Annotated in this window: 18 protein-coding genes; 15 read left to right on the forward strand and 3 right to left on the reverse strand. The window is 65.8% G+C overall.

Annotated elements, in window-relative coordinates; all coding sequences use genetic code 11:
- Positions 1-161 precede the first annotated feature (161 nt).
- The 3 genes from AC1DHL_RS09360 to AC1DHL_RS09370 are packed head-to-tail and all read left to right on the forward strand — an operon-like array spanning position 162 to position 6,434.
- On the forward strand, positions 162-1,784 hold the full coding sequence (locus AC1DHL_RS09360; RefSeq protein ID WP_478161801.1) for an efflux RND transporter periplasmic adaptor subunit: 1,623 nt from the start codon (positions 162-164) through the stop codon (positions 1,782-1,784).
- Positions 1,781-4,975, forward strand: coding sequence for an efflux RND transporter permease subunit (locus AC1DHL_RS09365; RefSeq protein ID WP_478161802.1), 3,195 nt, complete (start codon positions 1,781-1,783; stop codon positions 4,973-4,975). The genes AC1DHL_RS09360 and AC1DHL_RS09365 overlap by 4 nt, the downstream gene beginning before the upstream one ends.
- Positions 4,962-6,434, forward strand: coding sequence for an efflux transporter outer membrane subunit (locus AC1DHL_RS09370; RefSeq protein WP_478161803.1), 1,473 nt, complete (start codon positions 4,962-4,964; stop codon positions 6,432-6,434). The genes AC1DHL_RS09365 and AC1DHL_RS09370 overlap by 14 nt, the downstream gene beginning before the upstream one ends.
- Positions 6,435-6,456: 22 nt before the next feature.
- Here AC1DHL_RS09370 and AC1DHL_RS09375 read toward each other — a convergent pair whose 3' ends face one another.
- From AC1DHL_RS09375 to AC1DHL_RS09385, 3 genes are read right to left on the reverse strand one after another with little or no spacing between them, the layout of a single operon-like run.
- Entirely contained in the window at positions 6,457-7,356 is a 900-nt protein-coding gene (locus AC1DHL_RS09375; RefSeq protein ID WP_478161804.1) for a transglutaminase family protein, read from the reverse strand.
- 29 nt (positions 7,357-7,385) lie between these two features.
- The gene (gene mnmC / locus AC1DHL_RS09380; protein WP_478161805.1) at positions 7,386-9,260 is read right to left on the reverse strand and encodes a bifunctional tRNA (5-methylaminomethyl-2-thiouridine)(34)-methyltransferase MnmC2/FAD-dependent 5-carboxymethylaminomethyl-2-thiouridine(34) oxidoreductase MnmC1; all 1,875 of its coding nucleotides are present in this window, start codon (positions 9,258-9,260) and stop codon (positions 7,386-7,388) included.
- Positions 9,261-9,304: 44 nt separating this feature from the next.
- On the reverse strand, positions 9,305-9,577 hold the full coding sequence (locus AC1DHL_RS09385; RefSeq protein WP_478102535.1) for an oxidative damage protection protein: 273 nt from the start codon (positions 9,575-9,577) through the stop codon (positions 9,305-9,307).
- 127 nt (positions 9,578-9,704) lie between these two features.
- Here AC1DHL_RS09385 and AC1DHL_RS09390 point away from each other — a divergent pair, with 127 nt between their 5' ends.
- The 12 genes from AC1DHL_RS09390 (at position 9,705) to epsC (ending at position 20,225) form a co-directional block, all read left to right on the forward strand.
- Positions 9,705-10,727 carry a sulfate ABC transporter substrate-binding protein gene (locus AC1DHL_RS09390; protein ID WP_478161806.1) on the forward strand — a complete coding sequence of 341 codons (1,023 nt, stop codon included), beginning with the start codon at positions 9,705-9,707 and terminating at the stop codon, positions 10,725-10,727.
- A gap of 13 nt (positions 10,728-10,740) precedes the next feature.
- Positions 10,741-11,325: an NADPH-dependent FMN reductase gene (gene ssuE, locus AC1DHL_RS09395; protein ID WP_478102539.1), complete on the forward strand. Its 585-nt coding sequence runs from the start codon at positions 10,741-10,743 to the stop codon at positions 11,323-11,325.
- 110 nt (positions 11,326-11,435) lie between these two features.
- Positions 11,436-12,401 carry a sulfonate ABC transporter substrate-binding protein gene (locus AC1DHL_RS09400; protein ID WP_478161807.1) on the forward strand — a complete coding sequence of 322 codons (966 nt, stop codon included), beginning with the start codon at positions 11,436-11,438 and terminating at the stop codon, positions 12,399-12,401.
- Between the two features lie 18 nt (positions 12,402-12,419).
- Positions 12,420-13,433, forward strand: coding sequence for a sulfonate ABC transporter substrate-binding protein (locus AC1DHL_RS09405; RefSeq protein ID WP_478102543.1), 1,014 nt, complete (start codon positions 12,420-12,422; stop codon positions 13,431-13,433).
- A 12-nt stretch (positions 13,434-13,445) separates the two neighbouring features.
- Positions 13,446-14,684 (forward strand): FMNH2-dependent alkanesulfonate monooxygenase, encoded by a 1,239-nt coding sequence (locus tag AC1DHL_RS09410; RefSeq protein WP_478161935.1) that lies wholly within the window; start codon positions 13,446-13,448, stop codon positions 14,682-14,684.
- A 23-nt stretch (positions 14,685-14,707) separates the two neighbouring features.
- On the forward strand, positions 14,708-15,553 hold the full coding sequence (ssuC, locus tag AC1DHL_RS09415; protein ID WP_478161808.1) for an aliphatic sulfonate ABC transporter permease SsuC: 846 nt from the start codon (positions 14,708-14,710) through the stop codon (positions 15,551-15,553).
- A gap of 19 nt (positions 15,554-15,572) precedes the next feature.
- The gene (locus tag AC1DHL_RS09420; protein WP_478161809.1) at positions 15,573-16,409 is read left to right on the forward strand and encodes an ATP-binding cassette domain-containing protein; all 837 of its coding nucleotides are present in this window, start codon (positions 15,573-15,575) and stop codon (positions 16,407-16,409) included.
- A 40-nt stretch (positions 16,410-16,449) separates the two neighbouring features.
- Positions 16,450-16,665, forward strand: a complete 216-nt coding sequence (locus AC1DHL_RS09425; protein ID WP_478102548.1) for a TOBE domain-containing protein — start codon at positions 16,450-16,452, stop codon at positions 16,663-16,665.
- Between the two features lie 7 nt (positions 16,666-16,672).
- The gene (locus AC1DHL_RS09430) at positions 16,673-17,716 is read left to right on the forward strand and encodes a methionine ABC transporter ATP-binding protein (protein WP_478161810.1); all 1,044 of its coding nucleotides are present in this window, start codon (positions 16,673-16,675) and stop codon (positions 17,714-17,716) included.
- The gene (locus AC1DHL_RS09435) at positions 17,709-18,374 is read left to right on the forward strand and encodes a methionine ABC transporter permease (protein ID WP_478161811.1); all 666 of its coding nucleotides are present in this window, start codon (positions 17,709-17,711) and stop codon (positions 18,372-18,374) included. The genes AC1DHL_RS09430 and AC1DHL_RS09435 overlap by 8 nt, the downstream gene beginning before the upstream one ends.
- Before the next feature lie 51 nt (positions 18,375-18,425).
- A complete protein-coding gene (locus AC1DHL_RS09440) occupies positions 18,426-19,232 on the forward strand; it encodes a MetQ/NlpA family ABC transporter substrate-binding protein (protein WP_478161812.1) in 807 nt (268 codons plus the stop codon).
- Positions 19,233-19,325: 93 nt separating this feature from the next.
- Positions 19,326-20,225 carry a serine O-acetyltransferase EpsC gene (gene epsC / locus AC1DHL_RS09445; RefSeq protein ID WP_478161813.1) on the forward strand — a complete coding sequence of 300 codons (900 nt, stop codon included), beginning with the start codon at positions 19,326-19,328 and terminating at the stop codon, positions 20,223-20,225.
- Positions 20,226-20,228 lie beyond the last annotated feature (3 nt).

Here is a 20,228-nt window from a genome sequence, read left to right on the forward strand (position 1 = left end):
ACGGGTTGCCCCTTCGCCCCTTCGCCCCTTTGCCCCTTTGCACCATTGGGCAATTGCCCGCCTGGCACTTTGAAGCGACATTAGCGATTCACAACAGTTCCGTGCCGGGTCCTTCCGGATGTTGATCGTACGGATTCCCCCGGGCAGGAGGAAAGCGATCGATGAGATTTGCTTCTCATGAAATGGCCTTGCGCCAGCTGGGCATTGCCAAGACCGGCGTCCGCGGACTTCCCGTAGCGGTGCTTGCCCTGGCATTGCTTTCGGGCTGCTCGAAGACGGCGCCCGAAAAAGCAGCCCCGCCCCCGATCGATGTTTCGATACAGAACGTCCAGGCGCAAACGGTGCCCGTGGTCTTCGAGTTCGTCGGACAGACCGAAAGCTCCCAACAAGTCGAGATCCGCGCGCGCGTCAACGGTTTTCTCGAGAAGAGGGTCTACACCGAAGGCTCTTTCGTCGAACCGGGGCAGGTGCTGTTCAGGATGGACACCAAGCCCTTCGAGGCCAACCTGAAGGCCGCGAAAGCCGAGCTGGCGCAGCAACAGGCGAGACTGGACACCGCTCGCGCCAACCTCAAGCGCGTGAAGCCGCTGGTCGAAGACAACGCCCTGGCCATCAAGGACCTCGACGATGCCACGGGGCAGGAGCAAGCCGCTGCCGCCGCCGTGGAAGCCGCCGCCGCCAAGGTGACCGACTCGATGCTGAATCTCGGCTACACGACGATCACGTCGCCGGTCAGCGGCCAGTCATCCTTTGCCAAGGTCCAGGATGGCGCCTATGTCAATGCCGCGAACAGCCTCCTGACCTACGTCGCCAAGCTCGATCCGATGCGCGTGAATTTCAGTCTCTCCGAGAACGAATCGCTGCGCGTACAGGACGAACTCGCGAAGGGAAAGCTCATCAGGGCGCCTCACGATGACTATGCCGTCGCGCTGGTGCTGGCCGATGGATCGGTCTTCCCGGCGCAGGGACGCATCACCTTTGCCGATGCCGCGTTCAGCCAGGAAACCGGCACTTTCCTGCTGCGTGCCGAATTGCCCAACCCCAAGGGTGAATTGAAGCCCGGGCAGTTCGTGCGGGTCAAGGTCTACGGCTTCACACGGCCGAATTCCATCGTCATCCCGCAGCGAGCAGTGCAGCAGAGTCCGCGCGGCGAGTACGTCTGGGTCGTCGACGGCGAAAGCAAGGCCAGCATGCGTCCCGTGACCGTCGGTGACTGGATGGGCGATCAATGGCTCGTGACCGGCGGCCTCAAGGATGGCGAGCATGTGGTGGTCGATGGCTTCATGCGACTTGCGCCGGGCACGCCCGTGCAGGCCAAGGAGGTTCCGGCCGAACCCTTGCCCGATGTCAAGACGTTGACGCGGCCTGCCGGGCCCGTGCCGCCGGGTGCGATCGCAGCCGCGGCCGGCGCGCTGCCGGAATCGAAGCGGGGCGCTCCCGCGACGACGCCTCCGCCGGGCAGCGACAACAAGGACGCCGTGTACTTCGATCGCGGTCGCACCACGCTCGACGCGACCGGCCAGGCGCGCCTGGTGGCCGTGGTCGCAGCCCTCAAGGCGAAACCTGAATTGCGCGTCGTTCTCCAGGGCTACGTCGACGCGACCGGGGATGCGCAGCGCAACATGGCACTCGCCAAGCAGCGCGCGGAGTCGGTGCGCGACACGCTGCTGGCTGCCGGCGTGCCGGCCGATCGCATCGTGCTGCAGAAGCCTGCCAACATCGTGGGCGGCGAATCGCCCGCGCTGGCGCGGCGTGTGGATGTCGTGCTGGCGGAGGCCCGATGAAGTTCGCGCACTTCTTCATCGACCGGCCCATCTTCGCCTCCGTCATCTCGATCATCCTGGTGCTTGCCGGGGTGGTTGCGATGCTGAATCTGCCGATTGCGCAGTTTCCCGACATCACGCCGCCGCAGATTTCCGTGAGCGCCACCTATCCGGGCGCGAGCGCGGCGGTGGTGTCGGAGAACGTGGCCGCGCCCATCGAGCAGCAGGTCAACGGCGCCGACCGCATGATGTACATGAACTCGACGTCGAGCTCGACGGGGAACGTGACGCTCTCGGTCTTCTTCGAGATCGGCACCGATCCTTCGCTGGCCCAGGTCGACGTGCAGAACCGCGTGAACCTCGCGCTGCCGACCTTGCCTTCGGCGGTGAGCCAGCAGGGCGTGAGCGTGCAGAAGAAATCGCAGGCCTTCATGATGATCGTGGCGATCTATTCGCCCGACGACAGCCAGGACCCGACCTACATCGCGAACTACGCGAACATCAATGTGTTGGACGCGATCAAGCGCATTCCGGGCGCGAACCAGAGTTCCATCTTCGGCTCGCCGGACTACGCGATGCGCCTGTGGCTCAAGCCCGACCGGATGGCCAGCCTGAGCATGACGGCGACCGACGTGCAGCAGGCCGTCGCCGCGCAGAACCAGCAGTACGCCGCCGGCCGTCTCGGCGCGTCGCCCACGTCGACGCCGGTGCAGCAGACCATTCCGGTCGCGACCTCCGGCCGGATGACGGAGCCCTCGCAATTCGACAACATCATCCTGCGTGCGCAGCCGGGGACGGGCGCGATCGTGCGGGTCAAGGACATCGGCCGCTCGGAACTCGGCTCCAAGGATTATTCGATCCGCTCCAAGTACAACGGCAAGACGGCGACGCTGATCGCGATCTACCAGCAGCCGGGCGCGAACGCGCTGCAGGTCGCGACCAACGTGCGCACACTGCTGCAGGAGATGAAGAAGACCTTCCCCACCGGGCTGGACTACGACATTGCGCTGGACACGACCGACTTCGTGCGCGAGTCGATCAACGAGGTGGTGCACACCTTCATCGAGGCCGTCGTGCTGGTGGTGATCGTCGTCTTTGTCTTCCTGCAAAGCTTTCGCGCCACGCTGGTGCCCATCCTGGCGGTGCCGGTCTCGATCCTCGGCGCGTTCATCGGCATGACGGCAATGGGCTTCTCGATCAACATGCTCACGTTGTTCGGCATGGTGCTGGCGATCGGGATCGTGGTGGACGACGCGATCGTCGTCGTCGAGAACGTCGAGCGCAACATGGCCGAATTCGGCCTGTCGCCCAAGGAGGCGGCCAAGCGCGCGATGGACGAGGTCAGCGGGCCGGTGGTCGCCATCGTGCTGGTGCTGTGCGCGGTGTTCGTTCCGGTGGCGTTCCTCTCGGGCATCACCGGCCAGCTCTACAAGCAGTTCGCGATCACGATTGCGGTGTCGGTCGTGCTGTCGGGGCTGGTGGCGCTGACGCTGTCGCCTGCGCTGGCCGCGATCCTGCTGAAGCCGCCGAAGCAGGGCGAGCACGAGAAGAAGGGTTTCTTCGGCTGGTTCAACCGGCGCTTCGAGCGCCTGACCGACGGCTACACATCCAGTACGCGACTGGCCATTCGGCGAGTGGGCATGTCGGTGGTGCTGATCGCCGGCATGGTGGCCATCATGCTGGGCCTGTTCAAGCACGTGCCGACGACCTTCCTTCCAGTGGAGGATCAGGGCTACATCTTCACCGCGGTGATCATGCCGGATGCGGCCAGCCTGGACCGCACGTCGGCCGCGACGGACCGCGCGCAGACATGGTTCAGCAAACAGGCGGCGGTGAAGTCGGTGGCGACGGTGCCGGGCTTCAGCCTGATCGATTCGCAGCTCAAGTCCAACGCGGGCGTTCTCTTCGTATCGCTGAAGGGCTTCGCGGAGCGGCAGGCCCCGGACGATCGCGCAGGCGCCCTGATACGGCGCGCGACCGCGGAGTTCTCGACCTTCCAGGAGGCCATCTTCGTGCCGGTGAACCCGCCTTCGATCCCGGGCCTGGGCACGACGGGCGGCTTCGAGTTCTGGATACAGAGCGAAGGCGACGCGAGCCTGCAGCGGCTCGAGGAAGTGACGCGCGAATTCATCGCCAAGTCGCGCCAGCGCCCCGAGTTGCGGGGGGTCAATTCGACCATCAACACGCGATCGCGGCAGCTGCTCGTCGACGTGGATCGCGACAAGGCCGAGAGTCTCGGCGTGCCCGTGCAGGACGTGTACTCCACGCTGCAGACGCTCTTCGGATCGCTCTATGTCAGCCAGTTCCCGAAGAACAGCCGGCTGTTCCAGGTGATCCTGCAGGCCGAGCCGGACTACCGCACCAAGCCGGAAGACCTGCAGAACATGTTCGTTCGCAATCGCGACGGGCAGATGGTCCCGCTGAAGGCGGTGGCAACCTCGCGCTACGTGACCGGCGCGGACATCGTCACGCGCTTCAACAACTTCACGGCCGCCAAGATCACCGGCGACGCGGCGGAGGGCTACAGCTCGGGCCAGGCGCTCGACGCCATGGAGGCCATCGCCAAGGAGGTGTTGCCGGAGGGCTTCTCGTACGCATGGTCGGGCGAGGCTTATGAAGAACGCAAGGCAGGGTCCACCGCCGGCCTGGTCTTCGCGTTCGCGCTGGTGATGGTGTTCCTCATCCTCGCCGCGCAATACGAGAAGTGGTCTTTGCCTGTCGGCGTGCTCCTGGCGGTGCCCTTCGCGCTGTTCGGTGCCATTGCGGCGATCTGGTTGCGCGGTATCCAGAACGACGTCTATTTCCAGATCGGCCTGACGGTGCTGATCGCGCTGGCCGCGAAGAACGCCATCCTGATCTTCGAGTTCGCGGTCGAATTGCGGCACAAGGAAGGCTTGTCGCCGTACGACGCTGCGGTGGGCGCCGCCCGGCTGCGTCTGCGGCCGATCATCATGACCTCGCTCGCCTTCATCCTGGGCTGTATTCCGCTTGCGATCGCCAGCGGCGCCTCGGCCGCGAGCCGGCAGTCGCTGGGCACCGGGGTGATCGGCGGCATGCTCGGCGCGACGCTGATCGCAATCTTCTTCATCCCGATGTTCTTCTGGGGCCTCGAAACGCTCAGCGATCGCACATCGAAGAAGAAGCCTGCGCCCCATCCGGACGGCGACGTGCCGCCCGCCGAGGGGCAAGGAGCCGTCGATGCGCCGCATTGATATCAACCTTCGCGCTGCAGTGGCGTTGGTTGCAGGACTGCCGCTGGCCGGATGCATGCTCGGGCCGGACTACAAGCGGCCGGCCCTCGACATTCCGACCCAGTACAGGGCGACCGCGCCGAAGCCGACTGCCGCAGCCTCAGCGGCAGACGAGGCGTGGTGGCGGCTGTTCGACGATCCGGTCCTCGACGCGTTGATCAGCGAAGGCCTGCGCAACAACCAGGACCTGATCGCGGCCGCTGCACGCGTGGAGCAGTTCTACGGCGCGCTCGGCACGACCCGGTCGCCGCTGTTCCCGCAGGTCGGCGCCGACGTGAACGGAAGCCGCACGCGCGCCAGCGAGCGGACGATTACTCCCGCTCCTTCGATCAATCCGTACAACGCCGTTCAGGCGACGCTGCTTGCAAGCTGGGAGATCGATCTCTTCGGCCGCACGCGACGGCTGACCGAGGCCGCGACGGCCGACCTGCAGTCCAGCGAGGCATTCCGGCGCGGGACCGTGGTGTCGATCGTCGCCGCGATCACGACGGGCTACGTGAACCTTCGGGAGCAGGATCGCGAACTGGAGGTCTCGCGCGAGACGCTGGGGCTGCGCAAGGATGCGTTGGACCTGTTCGAACGACGCTTCAAGGGCGGCGTCGTGTCGGATGTCGAAGTGAGCCAGGCCCGCTCGGAATATGCCTCCGCGCTGCGGACCATCCCCTTGCTCCAGCAGGCCATCGGGCAGCAGGAGAATGCGCTGTCGAATCTCATCGGCCGGAATCCCGGACCTGTTGCGCGCGGGAAGGCGGTCAACGACATGTCGCTGCCGATCGTCCCTGCCGGCTTGCCTTCCGACCTGCTGGAGCGGCGGCCGGACATCCTGGAGGCGGAACAGCAGATGGTGGCGGCCAATGCGCGCATCGGCGCGGCCAAGGCGGCCTACTTTCCGACGATTTCGCTGACCGGCGCATTCGGACAGGCGAGCCGCTCGCTGTCCGACCTGTGGGAAGGGCCATCGCGCCTGTGGACCTACGGCGCTGACATCTCGATGCCGATCTTCACGGCGGGCGCCATCGCGGGCCAGGTGCAGAGCGCCGAGGCGGTGCAGCGCCAGTCGGTCGCGCAATACACGAAGGTGGTGCAGGCCGCCTTCAGCGAGACCGACAACGCGCTCACCGGCATCACGACATCGCGGCAGGCGCTCGACGCGCAAATGCAGCAGGTGGCCGCGCTGGCCAACTATGCGCGCCTTGCGCGCAAGCGATTCGAGGGCGGCTACACCAGCTATCTCGAAGTGCTCGATGCCGATCGCAATCTGTTCAGCGCGCGGCTGGAGCTTGCTCGACAGCAGGGCAGTGTGCTGCTGCAATCGGCAGCGCTCTACAAGGCGCTCGGTGGCGGCTGGATCGACGTTGCGGACCAGGGAGCGCCGCAGCCGGGTGTTCGCCTGAGCGAGCGGCCGCCGATCTTTCCGTGACGCGGCTCTCCGTTCCAAGGGGTCAGCAAGAGACGCGCCGCACCACGACCGAAGCGTCCAGTCCCTCGTAAGCCCCGGGTTCGCCGTACCAGGTGCCGGAGATGGGCGCCGCCAGCGCAGGATCGCGCGCGACGCCGACGCGAATCAATTGGCTGCTGCCCATGAAGTTGTTGGTCGGATCGAAGGCCACCCAGCCTGCACCCGGCAGATAGGCCTGCAGCCATGCGTGCGTGCTTCCCGCGCCGGTGACGGAGCCATCATCGGCCGCTTCGTTGGCTGTATCGAGCGCGGCGTCGTACAGATAACCCGTGACGAAGCGCGTGGCGATGCCCAGGCGACGCGCGGCTTCCATCATCAGCAACGCATAGTCACGGCAACTGCCGCTGCCGAGCGCGAGGGTCTGGAGCGGCGTCTGCGTGCCTTCCTCGTCACGAGCGGCATAGGTCAGGCTCTGGGCGATATGCGCGTTCATGCGCTTGAGCACGTCGAAGGTGCCGTTGGGCGCATCACTGTGGAGGAACTGGTGAGCCCAACGGATCAGCGTGCCGTTGGGATCGTCGTGATGCGGGCGCAGGTAGCGCTCGAGATCGAAGCGGTCCTCCACCGAATAGGCGAAGGGGAGGACCAGGGCCGCCGGGTCGAGATCGAGCATGCCGACAGTGGCGGGCACATGCTCGATCGTGAAGCGGCAGACGATGCGCAGCTCAGTGGCTTCGCCCAGCGGGTACACAAGCGCGACCGAGTTGGAATGAGGGTCCAGGATCATCCGGATGTTGGCCGTCGGACTCACCTGCAGGTCGGTCGCGAGCACGCGCAGGTCGTGGCTTTCGCGGGGCCTGAACATCACGCGATGCAGACCGAAGGTGACCGGCGTCTTGTACCGGTAGACGGTGGTGTGGGTGACGTCGTATTGGATGGCCATGGCGGATTGTCCTGCGTGCGGAGAAATTGCTATATGGCGCTGGCCAATCCCCGAGGCGCCGCGGGCTGCGCTCGCTGGGTATCGAGCGCGCTCGCGAGCTTCGCCGGCAACGGCAGGGGTTCGCCGTGCCAGCGTGCGGCGAGCAGTTCGGCGCACAGCGCGGCGAAGCTCATGCCGCGCGATCCCAACGCCGTGCAGAGCCACGCGCCGTCCTCGGCCGTCGCGTCGATCGGACCGACCAGCGGACGCCGATCGCCGGAGGCGCAGCGCACGCCGGCCCATGCCTGCACGTCACCCTCTGCGAACGACGCGTCAAGCTGCGCTGCCGCATCGGGATGCAGGCGCTGGAGTCGTTCGAAATTGACTTGTCGCTCGGCCGGCCGCACGGACGGATCGCTGCTGTCGCGGTCGAAGGTCGCGCCAGCGAGCCACAAGTCGCCGGCATCGTCGGGTACGCGGGCAATCAGATGACCGTCACCATTGATCGGCACGCCGTGCAATTGCGCACTGGAAGGCGTGACACCCCAGGCGACCTGACCGCGTACTGGCTGCAGCGGAAGGTCGGGCGCAAAGGCGCGGCTTTCGAAGCCGGCGGCAACCACGACCCGATCGGCTCGCACGAGCGCCGTCCTGCTGTCGTCACGTAGCAACCAACCTGCTTCGACCCGTTCGATGCACGCAACGTGCCGACCCGTTTCAACTCGGATGCCGGGTTGCGCGAGCCAGGCTTCGACCAGCCGCGCCGGCCGTACCCATCCTGCACGTGCGTGCCAGAGTGCGACGGTCTCGGACGGCAGGCCGGCATCGTGGAGTTGTGCCGCTGTCGCGTGCCATGACTCGTTGGGACCTTCTGCGGTCCAGCCGTCAGGCAGGCGGGCATCCGCCATCGCGCGACGTTCGATCACGCCGCTCGCGCGCCAGTCGCGCCCTTCGTCCAACCATTGCGCCAACTGCTGCCACGTCGCGCGAATACCGGCCCGCGTGAGTCGCGAGAGCAGCGCGTCGTCCGGCGACACGTGTGGCGCCAGCATGCCCACCGGCAGTCCCGACGCGCCGGCGGCAGGGTGAGCAGCCGCATCGAGCACCGTCACTTCCCACCCGCGCCGCGCCAGACTCGCCGCAACAGCCGCACCGGCCAACCCTGCGCCGATCACCGCGCAATGGCCGGGAGTCGCCGGTGGCAGCGGTGCGGGCCTGCGGCGCCGGACTTCCCATGCCGGTGCAAACACCGCCTGAAGGCAATCGCGCTTGGGCGGCAGACCGGGCGCCTTCGTCACCTCGAAGCCGCATTGCGCCAGCGCGGCACGCACTGCGCTGGCAATGGTCCATGTGGCCGCGCGCGTCCCGCGTCGAGCGAAGCGCGAGACCGCCTTGAGCGTCTCTGCCGACCACATTTCAGGATTGCGCTGCGGGCTGAAACCGTCGAGAAAAATGCTGTCCGATTCGAAGCGCTGCGCGCGCAGCATCGACTGCACGTCGCCGATGCACAACGTGAGCAGCACCCGTCCTTCTTCGAGCCAGAGTCGATGGAAGCCCGGCAGCAGCCCGTGCCACTGAGCGGCCAGCTTTTCCGCCAGCGGCATTAGCTCGGGATAGGAGGCGGCGGCCCGCAAGAGATCTTCCCGAGAGACCGGATAGGCCTCGATCGAAACGAAATGCAGCAGCCGAGGCCGCTGCGGATCGGCCCGCCAAGCCTCCCAGGTTGTCAGGAAATTGAGCCCAAACCCAAAGCCAGTTTCGAGAATCCGCCATTGCGGCTGCCCAGCCCATGCCTCGGGCAACCCGCAGCCGCCCAGAAACACATGCCGCGCCTGCGCCGGTGCGCCGGTTTCCGTGTGATAGATGTCGTCGAACCGCGCGCTGCGCGGAATGCCGTCCGCGCGCCAATCGACAGGTTCAGCCATGCGCGGACGAAATCAGCGCCTGCAGCCCAAACCCGGGGCGCGCTTCATTCCGATGGTGGAACGTACCCCTGGGCGACGTCGGCGCCGTCGCCGAAGAAATGCTTTTCCATCTGGCGCGCCAAGTACTGGCGGGCGCGCGCATCAGCCAAATTCAGCCGGTTTTCATTGACCAGCATCGTCTGCTGCTTGAGCCATGCGGCCCAGGCTTCCTTGCTGACTTTTTCCCAGATGCGTTTGCCGAGTTCTCCGGGATAAGGGGGAAAGTCGAGACCTTCAGCCTCTTTGCCGAGCTTGATGCACTGGATCATGCGTGCCATTTGGGTGCCTTTGGGGTGTCTTTAGTTGATTTCGCTATTTAGAACTGAGAACTCGGTTGTTCTCGATTCCATATGCCGTATCCAGAATACGCGGCTTCAGCTTTATGCCATTTACGAGCACTAGACCATGAGCCTTCGCCGCGACTTTATCAAGCTTTCCCTGGGTGCCGCCGCTGCTGCGGGCATCGCCCTGACGTCATTGCCGTCGTTTGCGCAGGGCGTGACGTTGCTCAACGTGTCATACGACCCGACGCGAGAACTCTACGTCGACTACAACCACGTCTTCGCCAGGCACTGGAAGGCCAAGACCGGCCAGGACGTGACGATCAAGCAATCGCACGGCGGCTCCGGCAAGCAGGCGCGTTCGATCATCGACGGCCTGGACGCCGATGTCGCGACGCTGGCGCTGGCCGGCGACACCGACGCGCTCGTCACGCACGGCGGCCTCGTCAAGCCGGACTGGCAGAAGCGCCTGCCGCTCAACTCGGCACCCTACACCTCGACCATCGTCTTCCTCGTGAAGAAGGGCAATCCCAAGGGCTTGAAGGACTGGGACGACCTGGTAAAGCCCGGCGTGCAGGTGATCACGCCCAACCCGAAGACCTCCGGTGGCGCGCGCTGGAACTACCTCGCCGCGTGGGAATTTGCCAAGCGCAAGTACGGCGGCGACGACAAGGCCAAGGACTTCGTGAGCAAGCTCTACAAGAACGTGCCCGTGCTGGACACTGGCGCGCGCGGCTCGACCATCACCTTCGTGCAGCGCGGTGTGGGCGATGTGCTGCTGGCCTGGGAGAACGAGGCCTTCCTTGCGCTGAAGGAATTCGGGCCGGAGAAGTACGACATCGTCGTGCCTTCGGTCAGCATCCTGGCCGAGCCCACCGTGACCGTGGTCGACAAGGTCGTCGACAAGAAGGGCACGCGCGCCGTGGCGGAGGAATACCTGAAGTACCTGTACTCGGACGAAGGCCAGGACGTGATCGGCCGCAACTACTACCGTCCGACCTCGGAGAAGGCCAAGGCGAAGTACGAGAAGCAGTTCCCCAAGCTCACGCTGTTCACGATCGATGACGCCTTCGGCGGCTGGACGAAGGCCGACAAGACGCACTTCGCGGATGGCGGCACGTTCGATCAAATCTATCTGAACAAGTGACGCGCGAGCGGACATGAGTGTGCTTTTGATTGCCGGTAGCCCTTCCGCGCCTTCGCGCTCGGCCGTCCTGCTCGACGCCGTGGCGGCGCGGCTTGCGGAGCGCGAGGTGCCTGTGGATCGACTCGCGATCCGGGAACTCGCAGCGCATGCCTTGCTGCTGGGGGAGGCCTCGCATCCTTCGGTGCAGCACGCGGTGGAGCAGGTCCGGCGGGCCGATGTGATCGTCATCGCGACGCCGGTCTACAAGGCTGCCTACAGCGGTGTGCTGAAGGTGTTCCTCGATCTGCTGCCGCAGTCCGCGCTCAAGGGCAAAACGGTGCTGCCGCTGGCCACTGGCGGCAGTCCGCATCACATGCTGGCGCTCGACTATGCGCTGCGGCCGGTTCTGCAGTCGCTGGCCGCGCGGCACATCCTGCCGGGCGTCTATGCAACCGATGGGCAGGTGACTCTGCAGCCCGAAGGAGCCTATCAGCTGCAGGCCGATCTCGCACAGCGGCTCGACGATGCCGTCGAGACCCTTGCGAACGAAGGGCTCAAGTTGCCGGCGACCTGGGGCTTCGAGCCGGTGGCCTTCTCGCGCGTGCGATGTAGCGTCTGACGGTTCGTCCGTCTCCGCGGCGCCCGTAGCGGCGCTTCCTCCATCCAACTCCCGTTCCGATTTTTTCGGCCGCTGCGCGGCCCGGGGCGATCTACGTCTGAAAGAAGCTCATGCCATCTTCGATAACACGCCGACAACTGATCCAGGGCGCTGCCACATCCATCGCGCTGCCTGCGCTGGGTGCATGGGCGCAGGCGCCGGCACGCCAAACCGAACGCCAGCTTCGCATCGGCAACCAGAAGGGGCAATTGAGTCTGCTCAAGAGTCGCGGCACGCTGGAGAAACGGCTGGCACCGCTGGGCGTCACGGTCAAGTGGACCGAGTTCGCCGCAGGGCCGGTGCAGCTCGAAGCGCTCAACGTCGGCTCGATCGACTTTGGCGATGTGGGCGAGGCGCCGCCGATCTTTGCGCAGGCGGCCGGTGCACCGCTGGCCTATGTGGCCGCCACCGTGCAGCGGCCGCAGGCCGAAGCGGTGCTGGTTCCGCAGGATTCATCGATTCGGACCGTGGCAGACCTGAAGGGCAAGAAGATCGCGCTCAACAAGGGCAGCAACGTTCACTACTTCATCGTCAAGCTGTTCGAGAAGTCGGGTTTGGCGTACAGCGATCTGAAGCTCGTCTTCCTGCCGCCCGCCGATGCGCGCGCTGCGTTCGAGAAGGGCTCGGTCGATGCCTGGGTGATCTGGGATCCGTTCCTCGCGTCGGCCGAGAAATCGCTCGGTGCGCGGATCCTGGCCGATGCGAGCGGCGTGGTCGGCAATCGAGGCTATTACTTCTCGTCGCTCGACTATGTCGCGAAGAACCCGGATGTCCTGGCCGCAGTGACCGAGGAGATCAACCGCGTCGACCAGTGGGCCGCTGCCAACAAGGACGCCTATGCAACGGAGTTGTCGGCGATCTGGGGCCTTCCCAAGCCCGTGGTGGACGTGACGGTCGCGCGCTCGGCCTACGGCACGACGCCAATCACCAAGGCGATCCTCGGCGAGCAGCAGCAGATCGCGGACACCTTCTTCGCTCTCGGATTGATCCCGCGAAAGATCCGCGTGTTCGACGCCGCTGCGGCCAACATCGCCTGACCGCACGGAGGCTTCGCCATGACCGCTTTGCATCCGAACGCGTCCGCCCCGCGCCGTCGCCTGCTGCAGTTGCTTGCGCTCACCGCAGGGACCTGGGGACTGGGTGGACCCATTGCCTTGGCACAGCCGGCGGGCTCGTCGCCGCCAGCCGAGGCTTTGCAGCAGCTGAGAATCGGCTATCAGAAATCCGCCGCCAACCTGGTGATCGTCAAGCAATCGGGCTGGCTCGAAAAGCGCTTTCCGAACACCAGGATCGGGTGGATCGAATTCCCCGCAGGCCCGCAGTTGCTCGAAGCGCTGTCGGTCGGCAGCCTGGAATTCGGTCTCACCGGTGACTCGCCGCCGGTCTTCGCGCAGGCGGCCGGCAAGGATCTCGTCTACGTCGGCGCCGAGCCGCCCAAGCCCGACAGCTCGGCAGTGCTCGTGCTGAAGGATTCGCCGCTCAAGACGCTGCCCGACCTCAAGGGCCGCAAGGTGGCGTTGCAGAAGGGGTCGAGCGCGCACTTCCTGCTGGTGCGTGCGGTCGAGAAGGCCGGCCTGCAATGGAGCGACATCCAGCCCATCTACCTCGCGCCGGCCGATGCGCGCGCCGCCTTCGAGCGCGGAAGCGTCGACGCCTGGGCGATCTGGGATCCGTTCTACGCCGCGACCGAACTCGCGATCCAGCCGCGCGCGCTGGCCACGGGGCGCGGGCTTTCGAACAACAACTCGTTCTACCTGGCCTCGCGCACGCTCGCCGAAAAGCATCCGGCGGTGATCAACGCGCTCTTCGAAGAACTGACGCGCGCCGATCGGCTCGTGCAGCAGGATCGGCCGGCCGCCATCAAGCTCATTGCCGATTTCAGCGGGCTCGACGCGGGCATCGTGAGCCTGTTTCTCCAGCGGCGACCGCCTTCGCCGGTCGGCCCGATCCAGCCCGTGACGACTGCCGACCAGCAACGCGTCGCGGATGCCTTTCACAAGCTCGGTCTCATTCCCAAGCCCGTGGAGGTTGCGCGGATCGTCTGGCACCCCGACGCCCCCAAACCTTGAAAGCACATGACGATGAACATCTTCTGGTTCCTCCCCACCCACGGCGACAGCCGCTATCTCGGCACCACCGAGGGCGCGCGTTCGGTCGACCTGGCCTACCTGCAGCAGATTGCGGGCGCGGCCGACAAGCTCGGCTACGAAGGCGTGCTGATCCCGACGGGGCGCTCGTGCGAAGACCCCTGGGTGATCGCATCGAGCCTGATCGGCGCGACGACGCGGCTCAAGTTCCTTGTCGCGGTGCGACCGGGCCTGCACCAACCGAGCCTTGCCGCGCGCATGGCCGCGACCTTCGACCGACTCTCCGGCGGACGCGTGCTGGTAAACCTCGTGACGGGCGGCGACCAGACTGAGCTCGAGGGCGACGGCGTGTTCCTCGACCATGCTTCGCGCTACGAGCAATCGGCCGAGTTCATCCGCATCTGGCGCGAGATCATCGCTCGCAGCCATGAAGGCAAGAGCTTCGACTACGACGGCAAGCACCTGAGCGTGAAGGGCGCGAAGCTGCTGTTCCCGCCGACGCAAAAGCCGTATCCGCCGGTGTGGTTCGGTGGCTCGTCGGCAGCGGCGCACGAGTTGGCTGCCGAGCAGGTCGATGCGTACCTCACCTGGGGCGAGCCGCCCGCTGAGGTGGCGAAGAAGATCGCCGACGTCCGCGAACGCGCAGCGAAGTATGTGGACCCCCACGCTTCGCTTCCCCCCGAGGGGGCGCCCACCGCCTTGGGGCGGCCCGGCGGCGGTGGGGGCCGCACCGTGAAGTTCGGCATCCGCCTGCACGTCATCGTGCGCGAGACCGAAGACGAAGCATGGCGCGCCGCCGAAACGCTGATCAGCCGTGTCGACGATGAAACGGTGATCCGGGCGCAGAGTGCTTTTGCGCGCATGGATTCCGAAGGCCAGCGACGCATGGCCGCGCTGCACGCGGGCGGCGCGAAGCGCACGCGCGCCGATCTGGAAATCAGCCCGAACCTGTGGGCCGGCGTAGGTCTGGTGCGCGGTGGTGCAGGCACGGCGCTGGTGGGCGATCCGAAGACGGTCGCAGCGCGCATCGAGGAATACGCCGCGCTCGGCATCGAGAGCTTCATCCTCTCGGGTTATCCGCACCTGGAGGAGTCCTATCGCTTCGCCGAATTGGTGTTTCCGCTGCTGCCGCGCAAGCAGCGCCCTGGCTTGCCGGGTGAGACGCTGACCGGCCCCTTCGGCGAAGTGGTCGCCAATCTCGATGCGCCTTCGCGTCTGCTGTCGCAGAGCTGAACGGGCGCAGCCAAAGGATTCTCATGACAGAACAAGTACGGACCTTGCCCGTGCCCACATCTCCGTCGGTGCCTTCGCTCAACGCCGTCAAAGGCTTCGGAACCTCCGTCGCGAAGCGCCTGGTGCCGTGGCTGGTGCCCGTGGGCCTGGTCGCAGCGTGGCAGATCGCCTCGTCTCTCGGATGGCTCTCGACACGCGTGTTGCCCGCACCCGTCGATGTGATCAAGGCGGCCTGGTCGCTCGCCGCGTCCGGTGAACTGTGGACGCACGTGAAAGTGAGCGCCGGGCGCGCGCTGGGCGGCCTCGCCATCGGCGGCGGCCTCGGACTCGCGCTGGGGCTGCTCACGGGCTCGGTGCGCTTCTTCGAGACGCTGCTCGATTCGACCATCCAGATGGTGCGCAACATCCCGGCGCTGGCGCTGATCCCGCTGGTGATCCTGTGGTTCGGCATCGACGAATCGGCCAAGTTGTTCCTGATCTCGGTGTCGGTGTTCTTTCCGATCTATCTCAACACCTTCCACGGCATCCGCAATGTCGACCCGCAATTGATCGAGATGGGCCGGACCTACGGGCTCACGCGCTGGCAGCTCTACAAGGAAGTGATTCTTCCGGGCGCGATGTCGTCGATCCTCGTCGGATTGCGCTTCTCGCTGGGCCTGATGTGGGTGATCCTGATCGTGGCCGAGACCATCTCCGCGCAATCCGGCATCGGCTATCTCACGATGAATGCACGCGAGTTCTTGCAGACAGACGTCGTGCTCGTGGGCATCCTGCTCTACGCGCTGCTGGGCAAGCTGGCCGATCTCTTTGCGCGCGGGCTGGAACGCTGGTGGTTGCGGTGGCATCCGGGCTACCAGGTCGCGAAGTGAAATTGAAGAGGAGAACACCATGAGCGCCGTCCCCCAATCCATTCATACCGATTCCGAAGCGCCCGCCGGCATCCGGCTCGAGATTCGCGGCCTGTCGAAGCGCTACGGCGAGCGCGAAGTGCTGCGCAACACCCAGCTCACGGTCGAGCCTGGCCAGTTCATCGCGATCGTCGGTCGCAGCGGATGCGGCAAGAGCACGTTGTTGCGACTGATCGCCGGTCTCGAAGAGGCCTCCGAAGGTGCGCTCTACACGGACGGCAAGGCTGTCGACGGGCTGCACGACGACACGCGGATCATGTTCCAGGAGGCGCGCCTGCTGCCGTGGCGACGGGTGCTCGACAACGTGACGCTGGGCCTGTCGGCGCAGAGCAGGCCGCGCGGCGAGGAAGTGCTGGCGCAGGTTGGCCTTGCCGAGCGCAGGAACGAGTGGCCGGCGCGGCTTTCCGGCGGGCAGCGGCAACGCGTCTCTCTGGCGCGCGCGCTGGTGCATCACCCGCGCCTGCTGCTGCTCGACGAACCGTTGGGCGCGCTCGACGCGTTGACGCGCATCGAGATGCACCGCCTCATCGAGAACCTCTGGCAAAGGCATCGCTTCACCGCGCTGCTGGTCACGCACGATGTGCAGGAGGCCGTGGCGCTGGCGGATCGCGTGATCCTGATCGAGGATGGCCGCATCGCGCTCGACGAGAACATCGCGCTGGCGCGGCCACGCTCGCAGGGCGATCCGGCCTTTGCGGCGCTCGAGAAGCGCATCCTCGATCGGGTCTTGCAAAAGCCGGAAGGGCCCGAAGCCGAACCTGCAAACGACACCCGCTGGGCGGACGGTCCCGCGCACGTGCTGCGCTGGGCGGTCTGACCCTCTCATTCATTCATCTTTTCAACCGAAGGAGCTTTCCATGTCCATCCAAGCCATCAACGTCCGCAACCAATTCAAGGGCAAGGTCCGCGAAATCATCCGGGGCGACGTCGTCTCCGAAGTCGATGTCGAGACCGCCTGGGGCATCGTGACTTCGGTCATCACCACGCGCTCGGTCGACGAACTCCAGCTCAAGCCGGGTTCCGAAGTGGTCGCGCTGGTGAAGTCGACCGAGGTGTCGATCGCCAAGCTCTAATACGGGGATGATTCAACTCTCAGACATTCATCAGATCTACGATGGCCCAAGCGGGCCGGTCGAGGCCCTCAAAGGCATCGACCTGACGGTGGCGCCGGGCGAAGTGTTCGGCGTGATCGGGCGCAGCGGCGCGGGCAAGAGCTCGCTCGTGCGCACCATCAACCTCCTCAATCGCCCGGTGCGCGGCAGCGTGCGGGTGGACGGGCGCGAGCTCACGGCGTTGAACGATGTCGAGCTGCGCGCCGCGCGGCAAGGCATCGGCATGATCTTCCAGCACTTCAATCTGCTGGCCTCGCGCACGGTCTACGACAACGTGGCATTGCCGCTCGAACTCGCGGGCCTGCGTCCGTCGGAAATCAAGGGGCGGGTCGATCCGCTGCTGGAACTGGTGGGCCTCACCGGGCTGCGTGACCGCTATCCGGCACAAATCAGCGGCGGCCAGAAGCAGCGGGTGGGCATTGCGCGCGCGCTGGCCAATCGGCCGAAGGTGCTGCTCTCGGACGAGGCCACCTCGGCGCTGGACCCCGAGACCACGCGGTCGATCCTCGCGCTGCTGCAGCAGATCAATCGCGAGTTCGGCCTGACCATCGTGCTCATCACGCATGAGATGCAGGTCATCAAGCAGCTCGCACAGCAGGTGGCGGTGATTGATCACGGCCGCATCGTGGAGCAGGGCGCCGTGCTCGATGTCTTCACGCGGCCGCAGCACGAGACGACGCGCAGCCTGCTCGACGACATCGCGCCGCAGGAACTGCCTGAAAGCGTGCTGGCGCGCATCCGCGCGCTGATGCAGGACGGCAGTGCACAGTCGCCGCAGCTGCTGCGCCTGGCCTTCGCGGGCGACGACGCGGCGGACCAGCCGCTGCTGTCGCAAGTGATCCGACGCTTTGGTATCGACTTGTCGATCGTGCACGGTCAGGTCGACGAGATCCAGGGGCGGCCCTTCGGCTCCCTGGCCGTGCTGGCACGCGGTGCGGGCGAGTCGGTGGCCTCGGCCGTCGCCTATCTGCGCGGTGCCGGCGTGGTGGTGCAGGAGGTGGCCCATGTTTGACATCTTCACCGGTCCCATGCTGGAGCTCTTCGCGACCTCGCTGTGGGAGACCATCGTGATGGTCGGCATTTCGGGCTTGATCGGCGCGTTGGTCGGCGTGCCACTCGGCGTCTACCTGCATCTCACTGACACGGGTGGCGTGCTGGAGAATCGGCCCGCCAACCGGATCGTCGGCGCCATCGTGAACGCGGTGCGCTCCACGCCTTTCATCATCCTGCTGGTGGCGATCATTCCGCTGACGCGCTTGCTGACCGGCTCGTCGATCGGCACCGCGGCGGCCGTGGTGCCGTTGAGCCTTGCCGCCGCCCCCTTCGTTGCGCGACTGGTCGAGACCTCGCTGCGCGAGGTCGATCGCGGCCTGGTCGAAGCGGCGCAGGCCATGGGCGCGACCACGCGACAGATCGTCTGGAAGGTGCTGTTGCCCGAAGCACTGCCCGGCATCGTGGCCGGCGTGACGATATCCTTCGTGAGTCTCACCGGCTACTCCGCGATGGCGGGCGCGATCGGCGGCGGCGGGCTGGGCGACCTGGGCATCCGCTACGGCTACCAGCGCTTCCTTCCCGAGGTGATGCTCGCCGTGGTGGTCGTGCTGATCCTGTTCGTGCAGGCGCTGCAGAGCGGCGGCGACTGGTTGGTGCGCAAGCTCAGCCACAAATGATTTTTTTTCTCTCACCTCTCTCCCTTCTTTCTCGTACAAGGACCACGTTTCATGATTCACCCCAAACGCAAGCTTCTTCAATCGGTCGTCGCACTGGCGATCGTGTCGGGCTTTGCGGCCGTGCCCGCCCTCGCGCAGGACAAGCCGATCAAGGTCGGCGTCACCGGCGGCCCGCACGCGCAGATCTTCGAGCAGGTCAAGAAGGTTGCCGAAAAGGACGGTCTCAAGATCCAGATCGTCGAATTCAGCGACTACGTTCAACCCAACGCCGCACTCGCCGCGGGCGACCTCGATGCCAACAGCTACCAGCACAAGCCGTACCTCGACCAGCAGGTCAAGGACCGCAACTACAAGCTCGTGGATGTGGCCTATACGGTCAACTTCCCGATCGGCATCTATTCGAAGAAGGTCAAGAACCTGAAGGACCTGAAGGAGGGCGCGCGCTTCGGGATCCCGAACGACCCGACCAACGGTGGCCGCGTTTTGCTCGTGCTGCAGGACCAGGGCCTGATCAAGCTCAAGCCCGAGGCCGGCCTGAAGGCCACGCCGCTCGATGTGGTCGAGAACCCGAAGAAGATCAAGTTCGTCGAAGTCGATGCCGCCCAACTGCCGCGCACGCTCGACGACCTCGACGCCGCGGGCATCAACACCAACTTCGCGCTTTCCGCCGGACTCAACCCGGGCAAGGATGCGATCGCCAAGGAAAGCGCGAAGAGCCCCTACGTCAACATCCTGGTCGTGCGCGAGCAGGACAAGAGCAAGCCCTGGGTCGCCAAGCTGGTGAAGGCCTATCACTCCGAAGAGGTGCGGAACTACATCCAGAACGAGTTCAAGGGCTCGGTGCTGGCGAGTTGGTAAGTCCGGGGCGGCCGGGTTTTCGGGTAGAAACCCGGTCGCCGTGGGGTTTTGTGCGATGGTGCATGGTCGAGCCCCCACTACCGGAGGAATGGCATGTCCCTTTTCGATGTCAGTGACATCGTCGCCGCCCTGCATGCGGCCCGCGACGAATGGCGCGACGCCCAGAAGCGATCGCGCGAACCCGGCAGTCGCGAATTTCCGTCGCGCGATGCGCTGGCAGGCGTCGTCGAGTCGCTGAAGGGCGCGCTTTTCCCGATGCGGCTCGGGCCGCCCGAGCTTCGCAGCGAGAGCGAAGACTTCTATGTCGGCTACACGCTCGATGCGGCGCTTCAATCGCTGCTTGTGCAAGCGAGGCTGGAACTGCTCTACACCGCGCGCCACCAGCCGCGTGCTCCCGAAGAAATCGATGCCCAGGCCACGGCGGCGATCCGCGAGTTCGCGGCTGCGCTGCCGGGCATCCGGCGGCTGCTGGATGGCGACGTGCTCGCAGCATTCCAGGGCGACCCCGCGGCGCGCAGCGTGGATGAAGTGCTGCTGTGCTATCCGGGCATCCTCGCGATGATTCACCACCGTCTCGCGCATCGGTTGTACGGGCTCGGACTGCCGCTGCTGGCGCGCATCGTGGCCGAACTGGCGCACGGGCAGACCGGCATCGACATCCATCCGGGCGCACAGATCGACGCCGGATTCTTCATCGACCACGGCACGGGCGTCGTGATCGGCGAGACCGCCGTCATCGGCAAGCGCGTTCGCATCTACCAGGCAGTGACGCTCGGCGCCAAGCGCTTTCCGACGGACGTCGAGGGCAATCTGCAGAAGGGCCTGCCGCGCCACCCGGTCGTGCAGGACGACGTGGTCATCTACGCCGGCGCGACGATCCTGGGCCGCGTGACGCTGGGGAAGGGCGCGACCATCGGCGGCAACGTGTGGATCACGGATGACGTGCCGCCCGGCGCCAACGTGACGCAGGCCAGTCTTGCGCGCTCCGCATAATTC

This window comes from Variovorax sp. 10L426, assembly GCF_056395305.1.